Origin of the sequence: Amycolatopsis anabasis, assembly GCF_009765355.1 — a bacterium.
In the GTDB taxonomy this organism is placed as follows: domain Bacteria; phylum Actinomycetota; class Actinomycetes; order Mycobacteriales; family Pseudonocardiaceae; genus Amycolatopsis; species Amycolatopsis anabasis.
On the sequence record NZ_VTHK01000003.1, the window covers coordinates 230489 to 245969 of the forward strand.

Sequence of the window (15481 nt, forward strand, 5' to 3'; positions counted from 1 at the left end):
TGCTCAGTCCCTTACGCGGCGGGTCCGCCGAAGATCTCGATCGGCTTGCTCTCGGCGGACAGCGTCACGACGGCGCGCTTGGTGTCCTTGCGCTTGCCGAAGCCGTACCGGGTCCGCTTGCGCTTGCCCTGGCGGTTCAGCGTGTTCACGCTGACCACCTTGACGCCGAAGACCTGCTCGACCGCGATCTTGATCTGGGTCTTGTTGGCGTCCGGGCGCACCACGAACGTGTACTTGTGGTCCTCGAGCAGCCCGTAGGACTTCTCGGAGATCACCGGCGCGAGCAAGATGTCGCGCGGGTCAGGAATGGCCACGGAGCTCACTACGCGTCACTCCCTTCAACCTCACTCGAACGCGCGCTGGCCTTGGCGCCCTTGCCCTTGACCGGCCCGGACACGAAGGCGTCATAAGCCGTCTTGGTGAACACGACGTCGTCGTTGACCAGCACGTCGTAGGTGTTGAGCTGGTCGAACCACAGCAGGTGCACGTTCGGCAGGTTGCGAGCCGACAGCCAGGCCAGCTCGTCGCCGCGGTGCAGCACCACGAGAACCCGCTTCGCCCCGGTGACCGCGGCCAGCGTCTTCTTCGCTTCCTTCGTGGACGGCTTCTCACCGGTAACCAGCTCGGTGACGACGTGCACCTGGCCCGCGCGCGCCCGGTCGGAGAGGGCTCCGCGCAGCGCGGCGGCCTTCATCTTCTTCGGGGTGCGCTGGTTGTAGTCCCGCGGCGTGGGGCCGTGGACCGTGCCACCGCCGGCGAACTGCGGCGCGCGGGTCGAACCCTGGCGGGCCCGCCCGGTGCCCTTCTGCCGGTACGGCTTCTTGCCGCCACCGGAAACCTCACCGCGGGTCTTCGTGTCGTGCGTGCCCTGGCGCGCGGCGGCCAGCTGGCCCACCACGACCTGGTGCATCAGCGGCACATTGGCCTGCACGTCGAAGATCTCGGCGGGAAGCTCCACAGAGCCCTCCGCAGCGCCAGCGGGGGTCTTCAGCTCAACGCTGGTCATTCGGTCGCACCACCCTTCGCGGCCGTCCGCACGAACACCGTGCTGCCCTTGACACCCGGCACCGCGCCCTTGATCAGCAGCAGGCCGTCCTCGGCACGCACCGCGTGCACCTTGAGGCCCTGCGTGGTCACCCGGGCGTTGCCCATCCGGCCCGCCATCCGCAGGCCCTTGAACACCCGGCCCGGGGTGGCGCAGCCGCCGATGGAACCCGGCTTGCGGTGCACGGCCTGCGCACCGTGGCTCGCGCCCTGGCCCTTGAAGCCGTGCCGCTTCATGACACCGGCGTAGCCCTTGCCCTTGCTGGTCCCGGTGACGTCGACCTGCGCACCGGCGGCGAACACCTCGGCGGTGATCTCCTGGCCGACCTCGTAGGTCTCGGCGTCGGTGGTGCGCAGCTCGGCGAGGTACCGGCGCGGGGTGACCCCGGCCTTCTCGAAGTGCCCGGTCCGCGGCTTGTTCACCCGGCGCGGGTCGACAGCGCCGAAAGCCAGCTGCACGGCCGTGTAGCCGTCGTTCTCCTTGGTGCGGATCTGGGTCACCACGTTCGGCCCGGCCTGCACGACGGTCACCGGGATGACCCGGTTGTTCTCGTCGAAGACCTGGGTCATGCCGAGCTTGGTGCCCAGGATGCCCTTGATTTGCCTGTCAGACATGAGTCTCTTATCTCCGCCGCTCGCCCAACGCTTACTGGATGTTGACGTCGACGCTCGCCGGGAGATCGATGCGCATCAGCGCGTCGACCGTCTTCGGCGTCGGGTCGAGGATGTCGATCAGACGCTTGTGCGTGCGCATCTCGAAGTGCTCGCGCGAGTCCTTGTACTTGTGCGGCGAGCGGATGACGCAGTAAACGTTCTTCTCGGTGGGAAGCGGCACCGGCCCGACAACACGGGCGCCGGTGCGCGTGACCGTCTCGACGATCTTGCGCGCCGAGGAGTCGATCGCCTCGTGGTCGTAGGCCTTGAGCCGGATGCGGATCTTCTGTCCCGCCATGATGGCTGCTCGTTCCTGTCTGTCGTCTCGTGCCGCTTGTCTCGCACTGGAAGCTCAGCGGCGAGCCGTTTTGCTCCAGTTTTCGCACGTCCAGGCCCTGCTCCCCGGTCCACGCGGTCGGGCGTGTCGCGCCCGCCGCACAGACCGATCCCGCAGGATCTTTGCCGTGCCCTAGGTCTTCAACGCAACGGGGTCTGCCGAATGCTCGGCGTCCCCTGGCCCGTCCGCGTCAGCGTCCGAACCCCGGCCGCTCGCGCCGAGGCGGCCGATATCCGAAACCGGATCGGCCGCCCCGCGACGAGCAACCCTAATAGTCTCGCATACGCGATTTTTCAAGCCGGAACCGGGGTGGGTCGCACCCCGGTTCCGGTTCGAACTACTTGATGATCTTGGTGACCTGGCCCGCGCCGACGGTCCGGCCACCCTCGCGGATGGCGAACCGCAGACCCTCGTCCATGGCGACCGGCTGGATCAGCGAGACGCTGATGTTGGTGTTGTCGCCCGGCATGACCATCTCGGTGCCCTCCTGCAGGGTCACCACACCGGTCACGTCCGTGGTACGGAAGTAGAACTGCGGGCGGTAGTTGTTGAAGAACGGCGTGTGCCGGCCACCCTCGTCCTTGGACAGGATGTACACCGAACCCTCGAACTCGGTGTGCGGGGTGGTGGTGCCCGGCTTCACGACGACCTGGCCGCGCTCGACGTCCTCGCGCTTGATGCCACGCAGGAGCAGACCGACGTTGTCACCGGCCTGGCCCGAGTCGAGCAGCTTGCGGAACATCTCGACACCGGTCACGGTGGTCTTGGTCGACTTCTCGCGGATACCCACGATCTCGACCTCTTCGTTCACGTTGACCTGGCCGCGCTCCACCCGGCCGGTCACCACGGTGCCGCGGCCGGTGATGGTGAAGACGTCCTCGATCGGCATCAGGAACGGCTTGTCGAGGTCACGCACCGGGTCCGGCACGTTGTCGTCGACGGCGTTCATCAGCTCGAGAACGGCCTCGGCCCACTTCTCGTCGCCCTCGAGCGCCTTCAGGCCGGAGACCTTGATCACCGGGGCGTCGTCGCCGGGGAACTCCTGCGAGGACAGCAGCTCACGGACCTCCAGCTCGACGAGCTCGAGGATCTCCTCGTCGTCGACCATGTCGGCCTTGTTCAGCGCCACCACGATGTAGGGCACGCCGACCTGGCGGGCGAGCAGCACGTGCTCACGGGTCTGCGGCATCGGGCCGTCGGTCGCCGCGACCACCAGGATCGCGCCGTCCATCTGCGCGGCACCGGTGATCATGTTCTTGATGTAGTCGGCGTGACCGGGGGCGTCCACGTGGGCGTAGTGACGCTTCTCGGTCTGGTACTCGACGTGCGAGATGTTGATCGTAATACCGCGCTGCTTCTCTTCCGGCGCGTTGTCGATCTGGTCGAACGCCCGGGACTCGTTCAGCTCGGGGTACTTGTCGTGCAGAACCTTGGTGATCGCCGCGGTCAGAGTGGTCTTCCCGTGGTCGACGTGACCGATGGTTCCGATGTTGACGTGCGGCTTGCTCCGCTCGAACTTCGCCTTCGCCACTGGAATGTCCTCCTGGACTGTTTAGCTTCGCTCACCGGCCGACGTGGCTGTCGGACAGCGACCTGATCGATCTGGTCGGGTTGTGCGGACCTTAGGGGACCCCTGGTAGCCCGCGACTACAGGGTGTTACTCCCCTGTCGCCTTCGCGACGATCTCCTTCGCCACGTTCGCCGGAACCTCGGCGTAGGAGTCGAACTGCATGGAGTAGTTCGCACGACCCTGGGTCCGGGACCGCAGGTCGCCCACGTAACCGAACATCTCCGACAGCGGGACCAGTGCCTTCACGACACGGGTTCCCGAACGCTCCTCCATGGCCTGGATCTGGCCACGGCGGGAGTTCAGGTCACCGATGACGTCACCCATGTAATCCTCGGGCGTGGTCACCTCGACCGCCATCATCGGCTCCAGCAGTACCGGGCTGGCCTTCTTCGCGGCTTCCTTCATCGCCATCGAACCGGCGATCTTGAACGCCATTTCCGAAGAGTCGACCTCGTGGTACGCACCGTCCAACAGGGTCAGCTTCAACCCGACGAGCGGGTAGCCGGCCAGCACGCCGTACTGCATGGCGTCCTGGGCGCCCGCGTCCACCGAGGGGATGTACTCCCGGGGGATGCGGCCACCGGTGACCTTGTTGTCGAACTCGTAGAGTGCACCGTCCGTCGTCGCCAGCGGCTCCAGCTTGATGATCACCTTGGCGAACTGACCGGAGCCACCGGTCTGCTTCTTGTGCACGTAGTCGAGCTTGTCGACCGTCTTGCGGATCGTCTCGCGGTAGGCGACCTGCGGCTTACCGATGTTCGCCTCGACCTTGTAGTCGGACTTCATCCGGTTCACCAGCACCTCGAGGTGCAGCTCGCCCATCCCCTCGATGATCGTCTGACCGGTCTCCTCGTCCTGGCTGACCCGGAAGGTCGGGTCCTCCTCGGCGAGTTTCTGGATCGCGGTCGACAGCTTCTCCTGGTCGGCCTTGGTCTTCGGCTCGATGGCCACCTTGATGACCGGCTCGGGGAAGGTCATCGACTCCAGCACGACCGGGTTCTGCGGGTCGGCCAGGGTGTCCCCGGTGGTGGTGTCCTTCAGGCCGATGACCGCGTAGATGTGGCCGACCTGGGCCTCGTCGACCGGGTTCTCCTTGTTGGAGTGCATCTGGAAGATCTTGCCGATCCGCTCCTTGCGCTCCTTGGTCGCGTTGATGACCTGGGCGCCGGCGGCGACCTTGCCCGAGTAGACCCGGATGTAGGTCAGCTTGCCGAAGAACGGGTGCGCGGCGATCTTGAACGCGAGCGCGGAGAACGGCTCCTCCACCGACGGGTTCCGGGTGGCCGGGGTCTCGCCGTCGGTCAGGGTGCCCTCGACCGGCGGGAGGTCCAGCGGCGACGGCAGGTAGTCGATCACCGCGTCGAGCATGGGCTGCACGCCCTTGTTCTTGAACGCGGAACCGGCCAGCACCGGGTAGGCCTCGCGGGCGATGGTGAGCTTCCGGATGCCGGCCTTGATCTCGGCCTCGGTCAGCTCGTCCCCGCCGAGGTACTTCTCCATCAGCTCGTCGTCGGTCTCGGCGACCGATTCGACCAGCTTCTCGCGGTACTCGGCGGCGCGGTCGGCGAGGTCGGCCGGGATGTCCTCGACCTCGTAGTCCTCGCCCTTCTTCACATCGCCACGCCAGGTCAGCGCCTTCATGCGGACCAGGTCGACGACGCCCTCGAACTCGTTCTCGGCGCCGATCGGCAGCTGGATGACCAGCGGGCGGGCGCCGAGGCGCTCCTCGATGGTGCGCACGGTGAAGTAGAAGTCCGCACCGAGCTTGTCCATCTTGTTGACGAAGCAGATGCGCGGGACCTCGTACTTGTCCGCCTGGCGCCAGACCTGCTCGGACTGGGGCTCGACACCTTCCTTGCCGTCGAAGACGGCCACGGCACCGTCGAGCACGCGCAGGTTGCGCTCCACCTCGACGGTGAAGTCGACGTGACCCGGGGTGTCGATGATGTTGATCTGGTGGTCGGCCCAGAAGGTGGTGGTGGCAGCCGAGGTGATGGTGATACCCCGCTTCTGCTCCTCCTCCATCCAGTCCATCGTCGCGGCGCCGTCGTGCACCTCGCCGATCTTGTAGTTGATCCCGGTGTAGAACAGGATCCGCTCGGTCGTCGTCGTCTTACCGGCGTCGATGTGCGCCATGATGCCGATGTTGCGGACCTTGTTCAGGTCGGTCAGCACGTCACGTGCCACTGCAGTGTTCCCCTGTCTAGAAGCGTGGGGCCCGGCCTGGCGTTGGTCGGCAGCCGGGCGGCGATCACCAGCGGTAGTGGGCGAAAGCCTTGTTGGATTCGGCCATCTTGTGGGTGTCCTCGCGGCGCTTCACGCTGGCCCCGAGGCCGTTGCTCGCATCGAGCAGCTCGTTCTGCAGGCGCTCGATCATGGTCTTCTCGCGGCGCTGCTGCGAGAAGGCGACGATCCACCGCAGGGCAAGGGTGGTCGACCGGCCGGGCTTGACCTCGATCGGCACCTGGTAGGTGGCGCCACCGACGCGGCGGCTCTTCACCTCGATGGTGGGCTTCACGTTGTCCAGGGCGCGCTTCAGCGTCACGACCGGGTCGGTGCCGGTCTTCTCCCGGGCGCCTTCCAGCGCGCCGTAGACGATGCGCTCGGCCAGGGAGCGCTTGCCGTCCTTCAGCACCTTGTTCACCAGCTGGGTGACCAGCGGCGAGGCGTAGACCGGGTCGGAGATCAGCGGCCGCTTCGGGGCCGGACCCTTGCGGGGCATTAGCTCTTCTCCTTCTTCGCGCCGTACCGGCTGCGCGCCTGCTTGCGGTTCTTCACGCCCTGGGTGTCCAGGGAACCGCGGATGATCTTGTAGCGAACGCCGGGGAGGTCCTTAACACGACCACCGCGCACGAGCACCATCGAGTGCTCCTGCAGGTTGTGGCCCTCGCCCGGGATGTAGGCGGTGACCTCGATGCCGCTGGTCAGCTTCACACGCGCGACCTTGCGCAGCGCCGAGTTCGGCTTCTTGGGGGTGGTGGTGTACACGCGGGTGCACACGCCACGCCGCTGCGGGCTCCCCTTGAGCGCCGCGGTCTTCTGCTTGGCAGCCTTGTCCTGGCGGCCCTTGCGGACCAGCTGCTGGATCGTGGGCAATGGACCAGCTTTCTGTCGCGTCTTGCTTGTATTCGGGTCTTCCCCGGCCCCCGCGGTCGGGCGTGTCGGCCCGCGTCAGGATCTGGCGATCCGGTAACTTCCCGTCGGGATTTCCGTGGAACTCCGCTTTGCCGGGGCCGTCGAACGGACGCCGGAGCACCCGTCGAAGCCGAATGGCACGCAGAGCGGCCCGACGCGTGCCGGGCACGGTCGTCAAAGATACCCGGCCGCCTTGGGGGCGGCAAAACGGGGGTCAACTTCACGGCCGAATGTCCACTGTACCCCGGATCGCCCCCGAACGCAGGGCAGCGAACGGCCCGGGCGCCCCCGGCGCACCCGGACCGCCGCAAGCCCCTGACCATCGGTTCTCGTTTAGCGGGCTAAACGAGAACCGCTGGTCAGTCCTCGTCCGGCTTGGCGTGGTCGGCCTTGCCCGGATTGGGGTCGCGGGACAGGTCGATCAGCGGGTGCACCCCGGCGCCGTCGGGCGCGGCCCGCTTGCCGGTGGAGCGCGGCCGCGGTTCCTCCCAGACCTGCTCCTGCCCCGTGTTCTCGTCGGCGTTCACGTCGCCCTCCCTCTGCTCGCCTGCGGTGAACACAACGGGCGTGAGGCTACCTATCGGCCCGAACGGGTGGCTCGGGCAGCTCAATTCACCCGGATGGCGCCCAGCAGCAGGCCGAATGGGTCATCATGAGGCGCAAGTCACGGCAATCGGCCTACGGGGAGGCATCGTGTCGGCGGAGTTCGAGCAGCTCGTCGCGCAGTTCGAGAAGTTCCAAGCCAAGCTGGCGAACGTCGACGACCGGCTGGAACACCTCGGCGGCATGCAGGAGGAACTGACCGGGCTGGAGGCCACGGCCACCTCCGCGGACCGGTCGATCACCGTGGTCGCGGGCCCGGGCGGGTCCATCAAGGACATCCAGTTCACCGAGGACGCGCTGAAGCAGCGCCCGCAGGCCCTGTCCGCGGCGCTGCTGACCACCCTGCGCGAGGCGGTGGCCGAATCGGCCCGCCGCCAGGCCGGGATCGTCGAGGACCACATGGGTGGTGACCTGAGTCTCGTCGACCAGGTCCTGGAGACCCAGGCGGAACTGCTCGGAACCACAGTGGACGAACTGCGGTCGAAGGTGGCGGAAGAGCACCCGAAGCCGGCCGAGCAGCCGGACGACTTCTCGCAGCGTTCGGTGCTCCGGGCGGAACCGGAAACCCCGCGTCCCGCGGCGCCCGCGGCGGGCGATTCGGCCGGGGACCGGTTCCTGAAGAACCTGTTCGACGAGGAGGACCACTGATGGCCGACGGATTCGGCGTCGCGGTCGACGCGCTCCAGGGGCACGCGAAGAGCCTCGCGGACAAGAAGGCCATCGCGACCGAGATCGGCGACCTGGTCAAGCAGTCCGATGTGGGCAACGAGTCGTGGGGCGTGGTCGGCATCTTCGTCAAGCAGGACTACACGAGCATGCTGGCCGACCTGAACGACCTGCTCGGGGACATGGCCGAGGGGCTCCAGCACGCTTCGGACAAGTTCACCGGCGCCGCCGAGCACTACCAGCGGTTCGAGGAGGACGTCACCAAGCTCCTGCAGGACCTGCTCAAGAAACTCGACGACCCGTACTCCGGTACCGGCGCCCCGAGCGGTGGCGCCCCGGCGAACCCCGAGAGCTGAGGCGGCCATGGGCGAGAAGACGACCGGTGAGAAGAGCGGTATCTCGATCACCGCCGAAGACGGGTACGGCGAGAAGGTCGCCAAGGCCGTTCCGGTCGCGGGCGGGCTGGTCAAGGGCGTCGACAACACGGTCGGCGCGGTGTCGGACGGCCAGCTGACCGGCACCGAGGTGTTCGGCCTGGTGACCGACGCCGGGTCGTTCATCCAGTCCTGCACGGACGCGGTGTCCGGGATCGCGAGCGATCCGATCGGCTGGCTGGTCGGGCAGGGCCTGAACTTCCTGATCACCCTGGTCCAGCCGCTGCAGGACCTCATCCACATGGTCAGCGGCGACGGTCCGGCGCTGGCGAACGCGGCCGGGAACTTCAACAGCATCGGCAAGGGCCTGGCGGAGTTCGCGACGAAGTACCAGCAGGAGGCGGAGAAGACGCTGTCCGGCTGGCAGGGCGACGCGGCCGGCGAGGGCGCGACGAGGACCGCCGAGTTCGCGGCCGGGGTCAACGGGATCGCCGGCGAGGCGGGGAACATCGCGAAGCTGCTGCAGATCTCCAGCATGGTCATGACGGTCATCGAGGACTTCATCAAGGCGCTGCTGACCGAGCTGATCACCTGGCTGATCATGATCTGGATCCCGGCGCTGGCCGCGGCGGTGCCCACCTTCGGCGCGTCCGTCGCGGAGGCCGGGGCGGTGAGCACCGCGAAGGGCGCGCAGACCGGCGTCAAGGCGACGAAGCAGGTCTCCAAACTGCAGAAGCTGCTGAACAAGATCCAGGAACTCCTGGCGAAGATGAAGGACTTCCTCAAACGCGCGGGCGCCGCGATCAAGAAGGTGAACCAGGAACGGAAGCTGGGCGCCGCATTGCACAGCGATCTGCGGAATTCGGTCAAGGGCGCCAAGGTGTCGCCGAGCACGAAACTGTGGAGCAATCAGGGCGCGGTCGGGAAACGGATGCTCAGCGGTTACAAGATGAACGAAGACGGGACCGCGATCACCGGTGGCGACGGCGGCCTGGTCGGCGGTTTCGCGAAATCGATGTACGAGGCCGGAAAGGGCAGCGTGAAAGGCCAGGTCGGTATCGGGCCCGGCGGGAAACCGGCGCCCGCGAAACCGATGGGGCACGTGAACAATGCCAACAAAGCGGGCCAGTACGGCGAAGTCGGCGAGGATCAGAGCAAGGAACAGACCGAAGAGCAGCTCGATTTCTGACCGATGAATTCGACCGGCGTCATCGTCCTCGTCGCCCTGGTGGCGATCATGCTCCTGGCCGCGCTCATCGGCGCCCTGCGCAAGCAGCGACGGCAATCCGCACGCGTTACCGCGCTGACGAACCTCGCCGGGCAACTCGGCGGGACCGTGCACACCGGCCCGGAAGCGGCGCGGCCGCGCGCGGCCACACTGACCGCGCGACAGCCGGAAGTGGTCGCCGGACGGGTCTGGGGAATGACGCGTTACGAATCCGCGCTCGATTTCCAGCGCGGCCGGTGGCCGGTGCGGGTGGCCGAGGGTTCCCGCCGCGAATCGCGCCCTTCCTGGAACGCGACCGACAGCCCGGGAATGGTCGATATCCGGAGCCACGTCGTCGAGATTCCGACACCTTCCTGCCCTCGCCTGCATTTCCTTCCAGTGCGCCAGAACGGTCTTTCCCTGCAGATTTCCCGGCAATTGGACAGGCCGCCGATCGCGAGTCCCGTTCCGGCCGACGTCTGGGCCTCGGCCCCCATTCCCGAGGCTTATCGGGGCGTGGTTCAGGTGTCCACCTCGAATGCGGAATTCGCCACGGCCGTGCTGAACGATCAGCTGCTGCAATGGATCGCGGCGCACGCTCAGTGGTTCACCGATCCGGTTCAGCTCGAATACGGTTTGCTGTACACCGAGTCGAATGGTGCGGCCGATCCCGCGTCCCTGCTCCCCCGGGTCGATTTCCTGGTCGGCCTGCTCGAGCGCATTCCGCACCACGCCTGGCAGTACCGTCACTGACTGGTCCTCCACCCAGTTCGAAGGCCGCCCCGTCGAACCGCCCGCCACCGAGCGGTTCACCGCCACCCGCCACCCCGGCTGGCCCGCCACTCCCGTTTAGCGGGCTAACCGTGTTTCCCTTCCCCCGCCCCGATCCGCCGGGCGCGGGTCCTCAGTTAGCCCGCTAAACGAGTGCATCCGAGGTGGGATCGTTGCTATGACTGGGGGATGAGGATTCCTGGGTTCCGCGTGGTGGGCGGTCTGGTGCTCGCCGTGCTGCTGTCGGTCACCGCGGTGGGGGTTCCGGCGGCGGCGTCGCCCGGGCGGGCGCCCCGCGAGTTCGTCGACCTGCGGGCGATCGATCCGACGATCCTGCACGACATCCGCTACTTCACCCCGCACAACTTCGTCGGCCGCCGGGTGCACGGGTACCTGGCGCCGCGGTGCCTGCTGACCCGCCCGGCGGCCGAGGCGCTGCGCGAGGCCCAGCGGCGGCTGGTGCCGCTGGGCTACTCGCTGAAGGTCTACGACTGCTACCGCCCGCAGCGCGCGGTCGACGACTTCGTCCGCTGGGCGGAGCGGCTCGCCGACCAGCGCATGAAGGCCGAGTTCTACCCTCGTATCGACAAAACGACATTGTTCCGGGACGGCTACATCGCCGCGAAGTCCGGGCACAGCCGGGGCAGCACGATGGACCTCACCCTGGTCAAGCTCCCCGCGAAACCGCAGCGGCCCTACTTCCCCGGCGAACCGCTGCGGCCCTGCTACGCGCCCGACCGGTTCCCGGACAACGCGGTGGACACCGGCACCGGTTTCGACTGCTTCGACACGCTCGCCCACACCGACGACCCCCGGGTGACCGGCGAGGCCCGCGCGAACCGGCAACTGCTCAAGGGCACGCTGGAAGCCGTCGGGATGAAGAACCTGCCCGAGGAGTGGTGGCACTACACCCTCCGGAACGAACCCTTCCCGGACACCTACTTCGACTTCCCCGTCACCCGGCACTCCCTGCACCCCGGTTCTCGTTTAGCGGGCTAACCGTGTCCACCCTGGTCGGGGCGGGGATGGTAGGTCGGCCGGGGCGCCGGGCTCTCGTTTAGCCCGCTAAACGAGAGGATTCCGTTGGGAGGCAAGCAAAGAGCCCCCGGCCGGGTGGGCCGGGGGCTCGTTGCGTGCAGCGTCAGCGGAAGTCGCGGCCGAAGTCGTAGTCGTCCAGCGGGACCGCCGCACCGGTGCCGGTGCCGAAGACATCCGGGGTGTAGTAGCCGTCGTCGTAGGACGGGATCGCGTACGCAGCGACCCGCGCCTCCTCGGTCGGCTGCACCTGGATGTTGCGGTACTTGTTGATCCCGGTACCGGCCGGGATCAACTTACCGATGATCACGTTCTCCTTCAGGCCCACGAGCTTGTCGCTGCGGCCGTTGATCGCCGCGTCGGTCAGGACCCGCGTGGTCTCCTGGAACGACGCCGCGGACAGCCACGAGTCCGTGGTCAGCGAGGCCTTGGTGATACCCATCAGCACCGGACGACCGGAGGCGGGCTCGCCACCCTCGGCCACCGAGGCGCGGTTGGTCGCCTCGAACTTCGTCCGCTCCGGCAGCTCGCCCGGCAGGAAGTCGGTCGAACCGGAGTCGATGATCGTGACCCGGCGCAGCATCTGCCGGACGATCACCTCGATGTGCTTGTCGTGGATGGACACACCCTGCGCCCGGTACACCTTCTGGACCTCGTCCACCAGGTGCATCTGCGCCTCACGCGGCCCCATGACCCGGAGCACCTCGTGCGGGTCCGGGGTCCCTTCCAGCAACTGCTGGCCGACGGACACGTGGTCGCCGTCCTGCAGCGGGCCGTCCGGGGTGTTCGCGAGCCGCTGACGCTTGGACAGCTTGTCGAAGACGATCTCCTCGCTGCCGTCGTCCGGGATCAGCGTGATCTTCCAGAACCGCTCGCTCTCCTCGATGCGCACCCGGCCGTCGACGTCCGCGATCGGCGCCTTGCCCTTCGGCACCCGGGCCTCGAACAGCTCCTGCACACGCGGCAGACCGGTGGTGATGTCGTCACCGGCGACACCGCCCTGGTGGAAGGTACGCATCGTCAGCTGGGTACCCGGCTCACCGATCGACTGCGCGGCGACGATGCCGACCGCCTCGCCGACGTCCACCAGCTGCCCGGTCGCCATCGAACGCCCGTAGCAGGTGGCGCAGATACCGACCGCCGACTCGCAGGTCAGCACGCTGCGCACCTTGACCTCGGTGATCCCGCTGGTGACCAGCTTCTCGATCGCCGGGTCGCCCAGGTCGTCACCGCGGTTGAGCACCACGTTGCCGGCCGCGTCGGTCGCGTCGTCGGCCAGGTTGCGGGCGTAGACGCTGGTCTCCACGTGCTGCTCGCGCACGATCTTGCCGTCGCCGAAGTCCTGGCCGATCTTCATCTTGATGCCGCGGCTGGTGCCGCAGTCGACCTCGCGCACGATGACGTCCTGCGACACGTCCACCAGACGACGGGTCAGGTAACCCGAGTCGGCGGTCCGCAGCGCGGTGTCGGCGAGACCCTTGCGGGCACCGTGCGTGGCGATGAAGTACTCCGCCACCGACAGGCCCTCGCGGAAGTTCGCCTTGATCGGGCGCGGGATGTACTCACCCTTCGGGTTCGACACCAGACCACGCATACCGGCCAGTGAACGGACCTGGGTCATGTTGCCCGCCGCCCCGGACTTCACGATCATCGAGATCGGGTTGTCGTCCGGGAAGTGGTCCTCCATGACCTTGGCGACGTCCTCGGTCGCCTGGCCCCACACCTTGACCAGCTCGTTGTTGCGCTCGGCGTGCGAGAGCTGACCGCGCTGGTAGCGCTTCTCGACCTGGTCGGCCTTGGCCTCGTAGCTGTCGAGGATTTCCTTCTTCTCCGGGGGCACCACGACGTCGGAGATCGCCACGGTCACGCCGGACCGGGTGGCCCAGTAGAACCCGGCGTCCTTGAGCCGGTCGAGCGTCTGCGCGACCTGCGTCATGGAGTACCGCTCGGCGAGGTCGTTCACGATCGCGGCCTGCCGCTTCTTCGGCATCGGCTCGTTCACGAACGGGTAGTCCGCCGGCAGCAGCTCGTTGAACAGCACCCGGCCCAGGGTCGTCTCGGCCAGCCACGGGCGGCCCGGCTCCCAGCCGTTCTCGGCCAGCTTGGCCTCGTCGGCCTTCGCGGGCTGCCGGTCGGAGATCCGGATCTTGATCGGGGCGTGCAGGGACAGCGCCTTGCGGTCGAACGCCATCAGCGCCTCGGCGGGCGAGGCGTAGGCGTGCCCGGCGCCCTCGGCCTCGTCGTTCCACCGGGTCAGGTGGAACAGGCCGGTGACCATGTCCAGCCGCGGCATGGCCAGCGGGCGGCCCGACGCCGGGGACAGGATGTTGTTCGCCGACAGCATCAGGATCCGCGCCTCGGCCTGCGCCTCCGCGGACAGCGGGAGGTGCACGGCCATCTGGTCGCCGTCGAAGTCCGCGTTGAACGCCTCGCAGACCAGCGGGTGCAGCTGGATGGCCTTGCCTTCCACCAGCTGCGGCTCGAAGGCCTGGATGCCGAGGCGGTGCAGGGTCGGCGCCCGGTTCAGCATCACCGGGTGGCCGGTGATGACCTCTTCCAGCACGTCCCACACCTGCGGGCGGGCCCGCTCCACCATCCGCTTGGCGGACTTGATGTTCTGCGCGTGGTTCAGGTCGACCAGCCGCTTCATCACGAACGGCTTGAACAGCTCCAGCGCCATGTCCTTCGGCAGGCCGCACTGGTGCAGCTTGAGCTGCGGCCCGACGATGATGACCGAACGGCCGGAGTAGTCGACGCGCTTGCCGAGCAGGTTCTGGCGGAACCGGCCCTGCTTGCCCTTGAGCAGGTCGGACAGCGACTTCAGCGGCCGGTTACCGGGACCGGTGACCGGGCGGCCGCGGCGGCCGTTGTCGAACAGCGCGTCGACGGCCTCCTGCAGCATCCGCTTCTCGTTGTTGACGATGATCTCGGGGGCGCCGAGGTCGATCAGCCGCTTCAACCGGTTGTTCCGGTTGATCACCCGGCGGTACAGGTCGTTGAGGTCGGAGGTCGCGAACCGGCCACCGTCGAGCTGCACCATCGGGCGCAGGTCCGGCGGGATCACCGGAACGGCGTCGAGCACCATGCCGCGCGGGTCGTTGCCGGTCGACTGGAACGCCGCGACCACCTTGAGCCGCTTGAGCGCGCGGAGCTTCTTCTGCCCCTTGCCGTTGCGGATGGTGTCGCGCAGGCTCTCCGCCTCGGCGGCCACGTCGAACTCGGCGGCCAGCTTCTGGATGGACTCGGCGCCCATGCCACCGGTGAAGTACTCGCCGTAGCGGTCGATCAGCTCGCGGTAGAGCAGCTCGTCCGCGATCAGCTGCCGCGGCTCGAGCTTGGTGAAGGTGCTCCAGACCTCCTCGAGCCGGTCCAGCTCGCGCTGGGCCCGGTCGCGGAGCTGGCGCATCTCGCGCTCGCCGCCCTCCTTGACCTTGCGGCGCACGTCGGACTTCGCGCCCTCGGCCTCGAGCTCGGCCAGATCGGCTTCGAGCTTCTGCGCCCGGGCCTCGATGTCGGAGTCGCGCTTGGTCTCGATGTTCTTGCGCTCGACCCCGATCTCGTTCTCCAGCGTCGGGAGGTCGTTGTGCCGCAGCTCGGTGTTCACCCCGGTGATCACGTAGGCCGCGAAGTAGATGATCTTCTCGAGGTCCTTGGGCGCCAGGTCGAGCAGGTAGCCCAGCCGCGACGGCACACCCTTGAAGTACCAGATGTGCGTGACCGGGGCGGCCAGCTCGATGTGGCCCATCCGCTCGCGGCGGACCTTGGCGCGGGTCACCTCGACGCCGCAGCGCTCGCAGATGATGCCCTTGAAGCGGACCCGCTTGTACTTACCGCAGTAGCACTCCCAGTCGCGGGTCGGACCGAAGATCTTCTCGCAGAAGAGCCCGTCCTTCTCCGGCTTGAGCGTGCGGTAGTTGATGGTCTCCGGCTTCTTCACCTCGCCGAAGGACCACTGGCGAATGTCGTCGGCGGTGGCCAGGCCGATCCGGAGTTCATCGAAGAAGTTGACGTCCAGCACGTGGCTTGCATCCCCTTGGGGTTGATTCGGCTAGAAGAGGGGGTTGGCTACCCGGGCGGGAGACGCG

Annotated in this window: 15 protein-coding genes; 5 read left to right on the forward strand and 10 right to left on the reverse strand. The window is 67.5% G+C overall.

Features of this window, described 5'->3' with window-relative positions; genetic code table 11:
• Nucleotides 1-11 precede the first annotated feature (11 nt).
• The 9 genes from rplW to FXO23_RS50705 form a co-directional block, all read right to left on the reverse strand.
• Entirely contained in the window at nt 12-323 is a 312-nt protein-coding gene (gene rplW / locus FXO23_RS05245; RefSeq protein WP_158881300.1) for a 50S ribosomal protein L23, read from the reverse strand.
• Entirely contained in the window at nt 323-1006 is a 684-nt protein-coding gene (rplD, locus tag FXO23_RS05250; RefSeq protein WP_158881302.1) for a 50S ribosomal protein L4, read from the reverse strand. Before rplD ends, rplW begins: the two co-directional genes overlap by 1 nt.
• On the reverse strand, nt 1003-1659 hold the full coding sequence (gene rplC, locus FXO23_RS05255) for a 50S ribosomal protein L3 (RefSeq protein ID WP_158881304.1): 657 nt from the start codon (nt 1657-1659) through the stop codon (nt 1003-1005). Before rplC ends, rplD begins: the two co-directional genes overlap by 4 nt.
• Before the next feature lie 31 nt (nt 1660-1690).
• A complete protein-coding gene (gene rpsJ, locus FXO23_RS05260; RefSeq protein ID WP_020668427.1) occupies nt 1691-1996 on the reverse strand; it encodes a 30S ribosomal protein S10 in 306 nt (101 codons plus the stop codon).
• Nucleotides 1997-2372: 376 nt separating this feature from the next.
• Nucleotides 2373-3566 (reverse strand): elongation factor Tu, encoded by a 1194-nt coding sequence (gene tuf, locus FXO23_RS05265; RefSeq protein WP_158881306.1) that lies wholly within the window; start codon nt 3564-3566, stop codon nt 2373-2375.
• A 126-nt stretch (nt 3567-3692) separates the two neighbouring features.
• Nucleotides 3693-5792, reverse strand: coding sequence for an elongation factor G (fusA, locus tag FXO23_RS05270; RefSeq protein ID WP_158881308.1), 2100 nt, complete (start codon nt 5790-5792; stop codon nt 3693-3695).
• A 64-nt stretch (nt 5793-5856) separates the two neighbouring features.
• Nucleotides 5857-6327, reverse strand: a complete 471-nt coding sequence (rpsG, locus tag FXO23_RS05275) for a 30S ribosomal protein S7 (RefSeq protein WP_158881310.1) — start codon at nt 6325-6327, stop codon at nt 5857-5859.
• Nucleotides 6327-6701 (reverse strand): 30S ribosomal protein S12, encoded by a 375-nt coding sequence (gene rpsL, locus FXO23_RS05280; protein ID WP_003102113.1) that lies wholly within the window; start codon nt 6699-6701, stop codon nt 6327-6329. The genes rpsG and rpsL overlap by 1 nt, the downstream gene beginning before the upstream one ends.
• A gap of 398 nt (nt 6702-7099) precedes the next feature.
• Entirely contained in the window at nt 7100-7267 is a 168-nt protein-coding gene (locus FXO23_RS50705; RefSeq protein WP_179956676.1) for a hypothetical protein, read from the reverse strand.
• Nucleotides 7268-7433: 166 nt separating this feature from the next.
• Here FXO23_RS50705 and FXO23_RS05285 point away from each other — a divergent pair, with 166 nt between their 5' ends.
• The 5 genes from FXO23_RS05285 to FXO23_RS05305 all read left to right on the forward strand — a co-directional run bounded on the left by FXO23_RS05285 (nt 7434) and on the right by FXO23_RS05305 (nt 11360).
• A complete protein-coding gene (locus tag FXO23_RS05285; RefSeq protein WP_158881312.1) occupies nt 7434-7991 on the forward strand; it encodes a YbaB/EbfC family nucleoid-associated protein in 558 nt (185 codons plus the stop codon).
• Complete coding sequence (locus FXO23_RS05290) at nt 7991-8365, forward strand: hypothetical protein (RefSeq protein WP_246256923.1); 375 nt, start codon at nt 7991-7993, stop codon at nt 8363-8365. The genes FXO23_RS05285 and FXO23_RS05290 overlap by 1 nt, the downstream gene beginning before the upstream one ends.
• 7 nt (nt 8366-8372) lie before the next feature.
• The gene (locus FXO23_RS05295; protein WP_158881314.1) at nt 8373-9572 is read left to right on the forward strand and encodes a hypothetical protein; all 1200 of its coding nucleotides are present in this window, start codon (nt 8373-8375) and stop codon (nt 9570-9572) included.
• Between the two features lie 48 nt (nt 9573-9620).
• Nucleotides 9621-10343 (forward strand): hypothetical protein, encoded by a 723-nt coding sequence (locus FXO23_RS05300; RefSeq protein WP_158881316.1) that lies wholly within the window; start codon nt 9621-9623, stop codon nt 10341-10343.
• Between the two features lie 207 nt (nt 10344-10550).
• Entirely contained in the window at nt 10551-11360 is an 810-nt protein-coding gene (locus tag FXO23_RS05305; protein ID WP_158881318.1) for a M15 family metallopeptidase, read from the forward strand.
• Nucleotides 11361-11502: 142 nt separating this feature from the next.
• Here the strand turns inward: FXO23_RS05305 and FXO23_RS05310 are convergent, their stop codons facing one another.
• The gene (locus tag FXO23_RS05310) at nt 11503-15414 is read right to left on the reverse strand and encodes a DNA-directed RNA polymerase subunit beta' (protein ID WP_158881320.1); all 3912 of its coding nucleotides are present in this window, start codon (nt 15412-15414) and stop codon (nt 11503-11505) included.
• Between the last annotated feature and the right edge of the window lie 67 nt (nt 15415-15481).

Coding starts and splice junctions, on each gene's coding strand:
- rplC (WP_158881304.1), bottom strand. CDS start 1,659: ATGTCTGACAGGCAAATCAAGGGCATCCTGGGCACCAAGCTCGGCATG.
- rpsJ (WP_020668427.1), bottom strand. CDS start 1,996: ATGGCGGGACAGAAGATCCGCATCCGGCTCAAGGCCTACGACCACGAG.
- rplD (WP_158881302.1), bottom strand. CDS start 1,006: ATGACCAGCGTTGAGCTGAAGACCCCCGCTGGCGCTGCGGAGGGCTCT.
- FXO23_RS05305 (WP_158881318.1), top strand. CDS start 10,551: ATGAGGATTCCTGGGTTCCGCGTGGTGGGCGGTCTGGTGCTCGCCGTG.
- FXO23_RS05300 (WP_158881316.1), top strand. CDS start 9,621: ATGCTCCTGGCCGCGCTCATCGGCGCCCTGCGCAAGCAGCGACGGCAA.
- FXO23_RS05290 (WP_246256923.1), top strand. CDS start 7,991: ATGGCCGACGGATTCGGCGTCGCGGTCGACGCGCTCCAGGGGCACGCG.
- rpsG (WP_158881310.1), bottom strand. CDS start 6,327: ATGCCCCGCAAGGGTCCGGCCCCGAAGCGGCCGCTGATCTCCGACCCG.
- FXO23_RS05295 (WP_158881314.1), top strand. CDS start 8,373: ATGGGCGAGAAGACGACCGGTGAGAAGAGCGGTATCTCGATCACCGCC.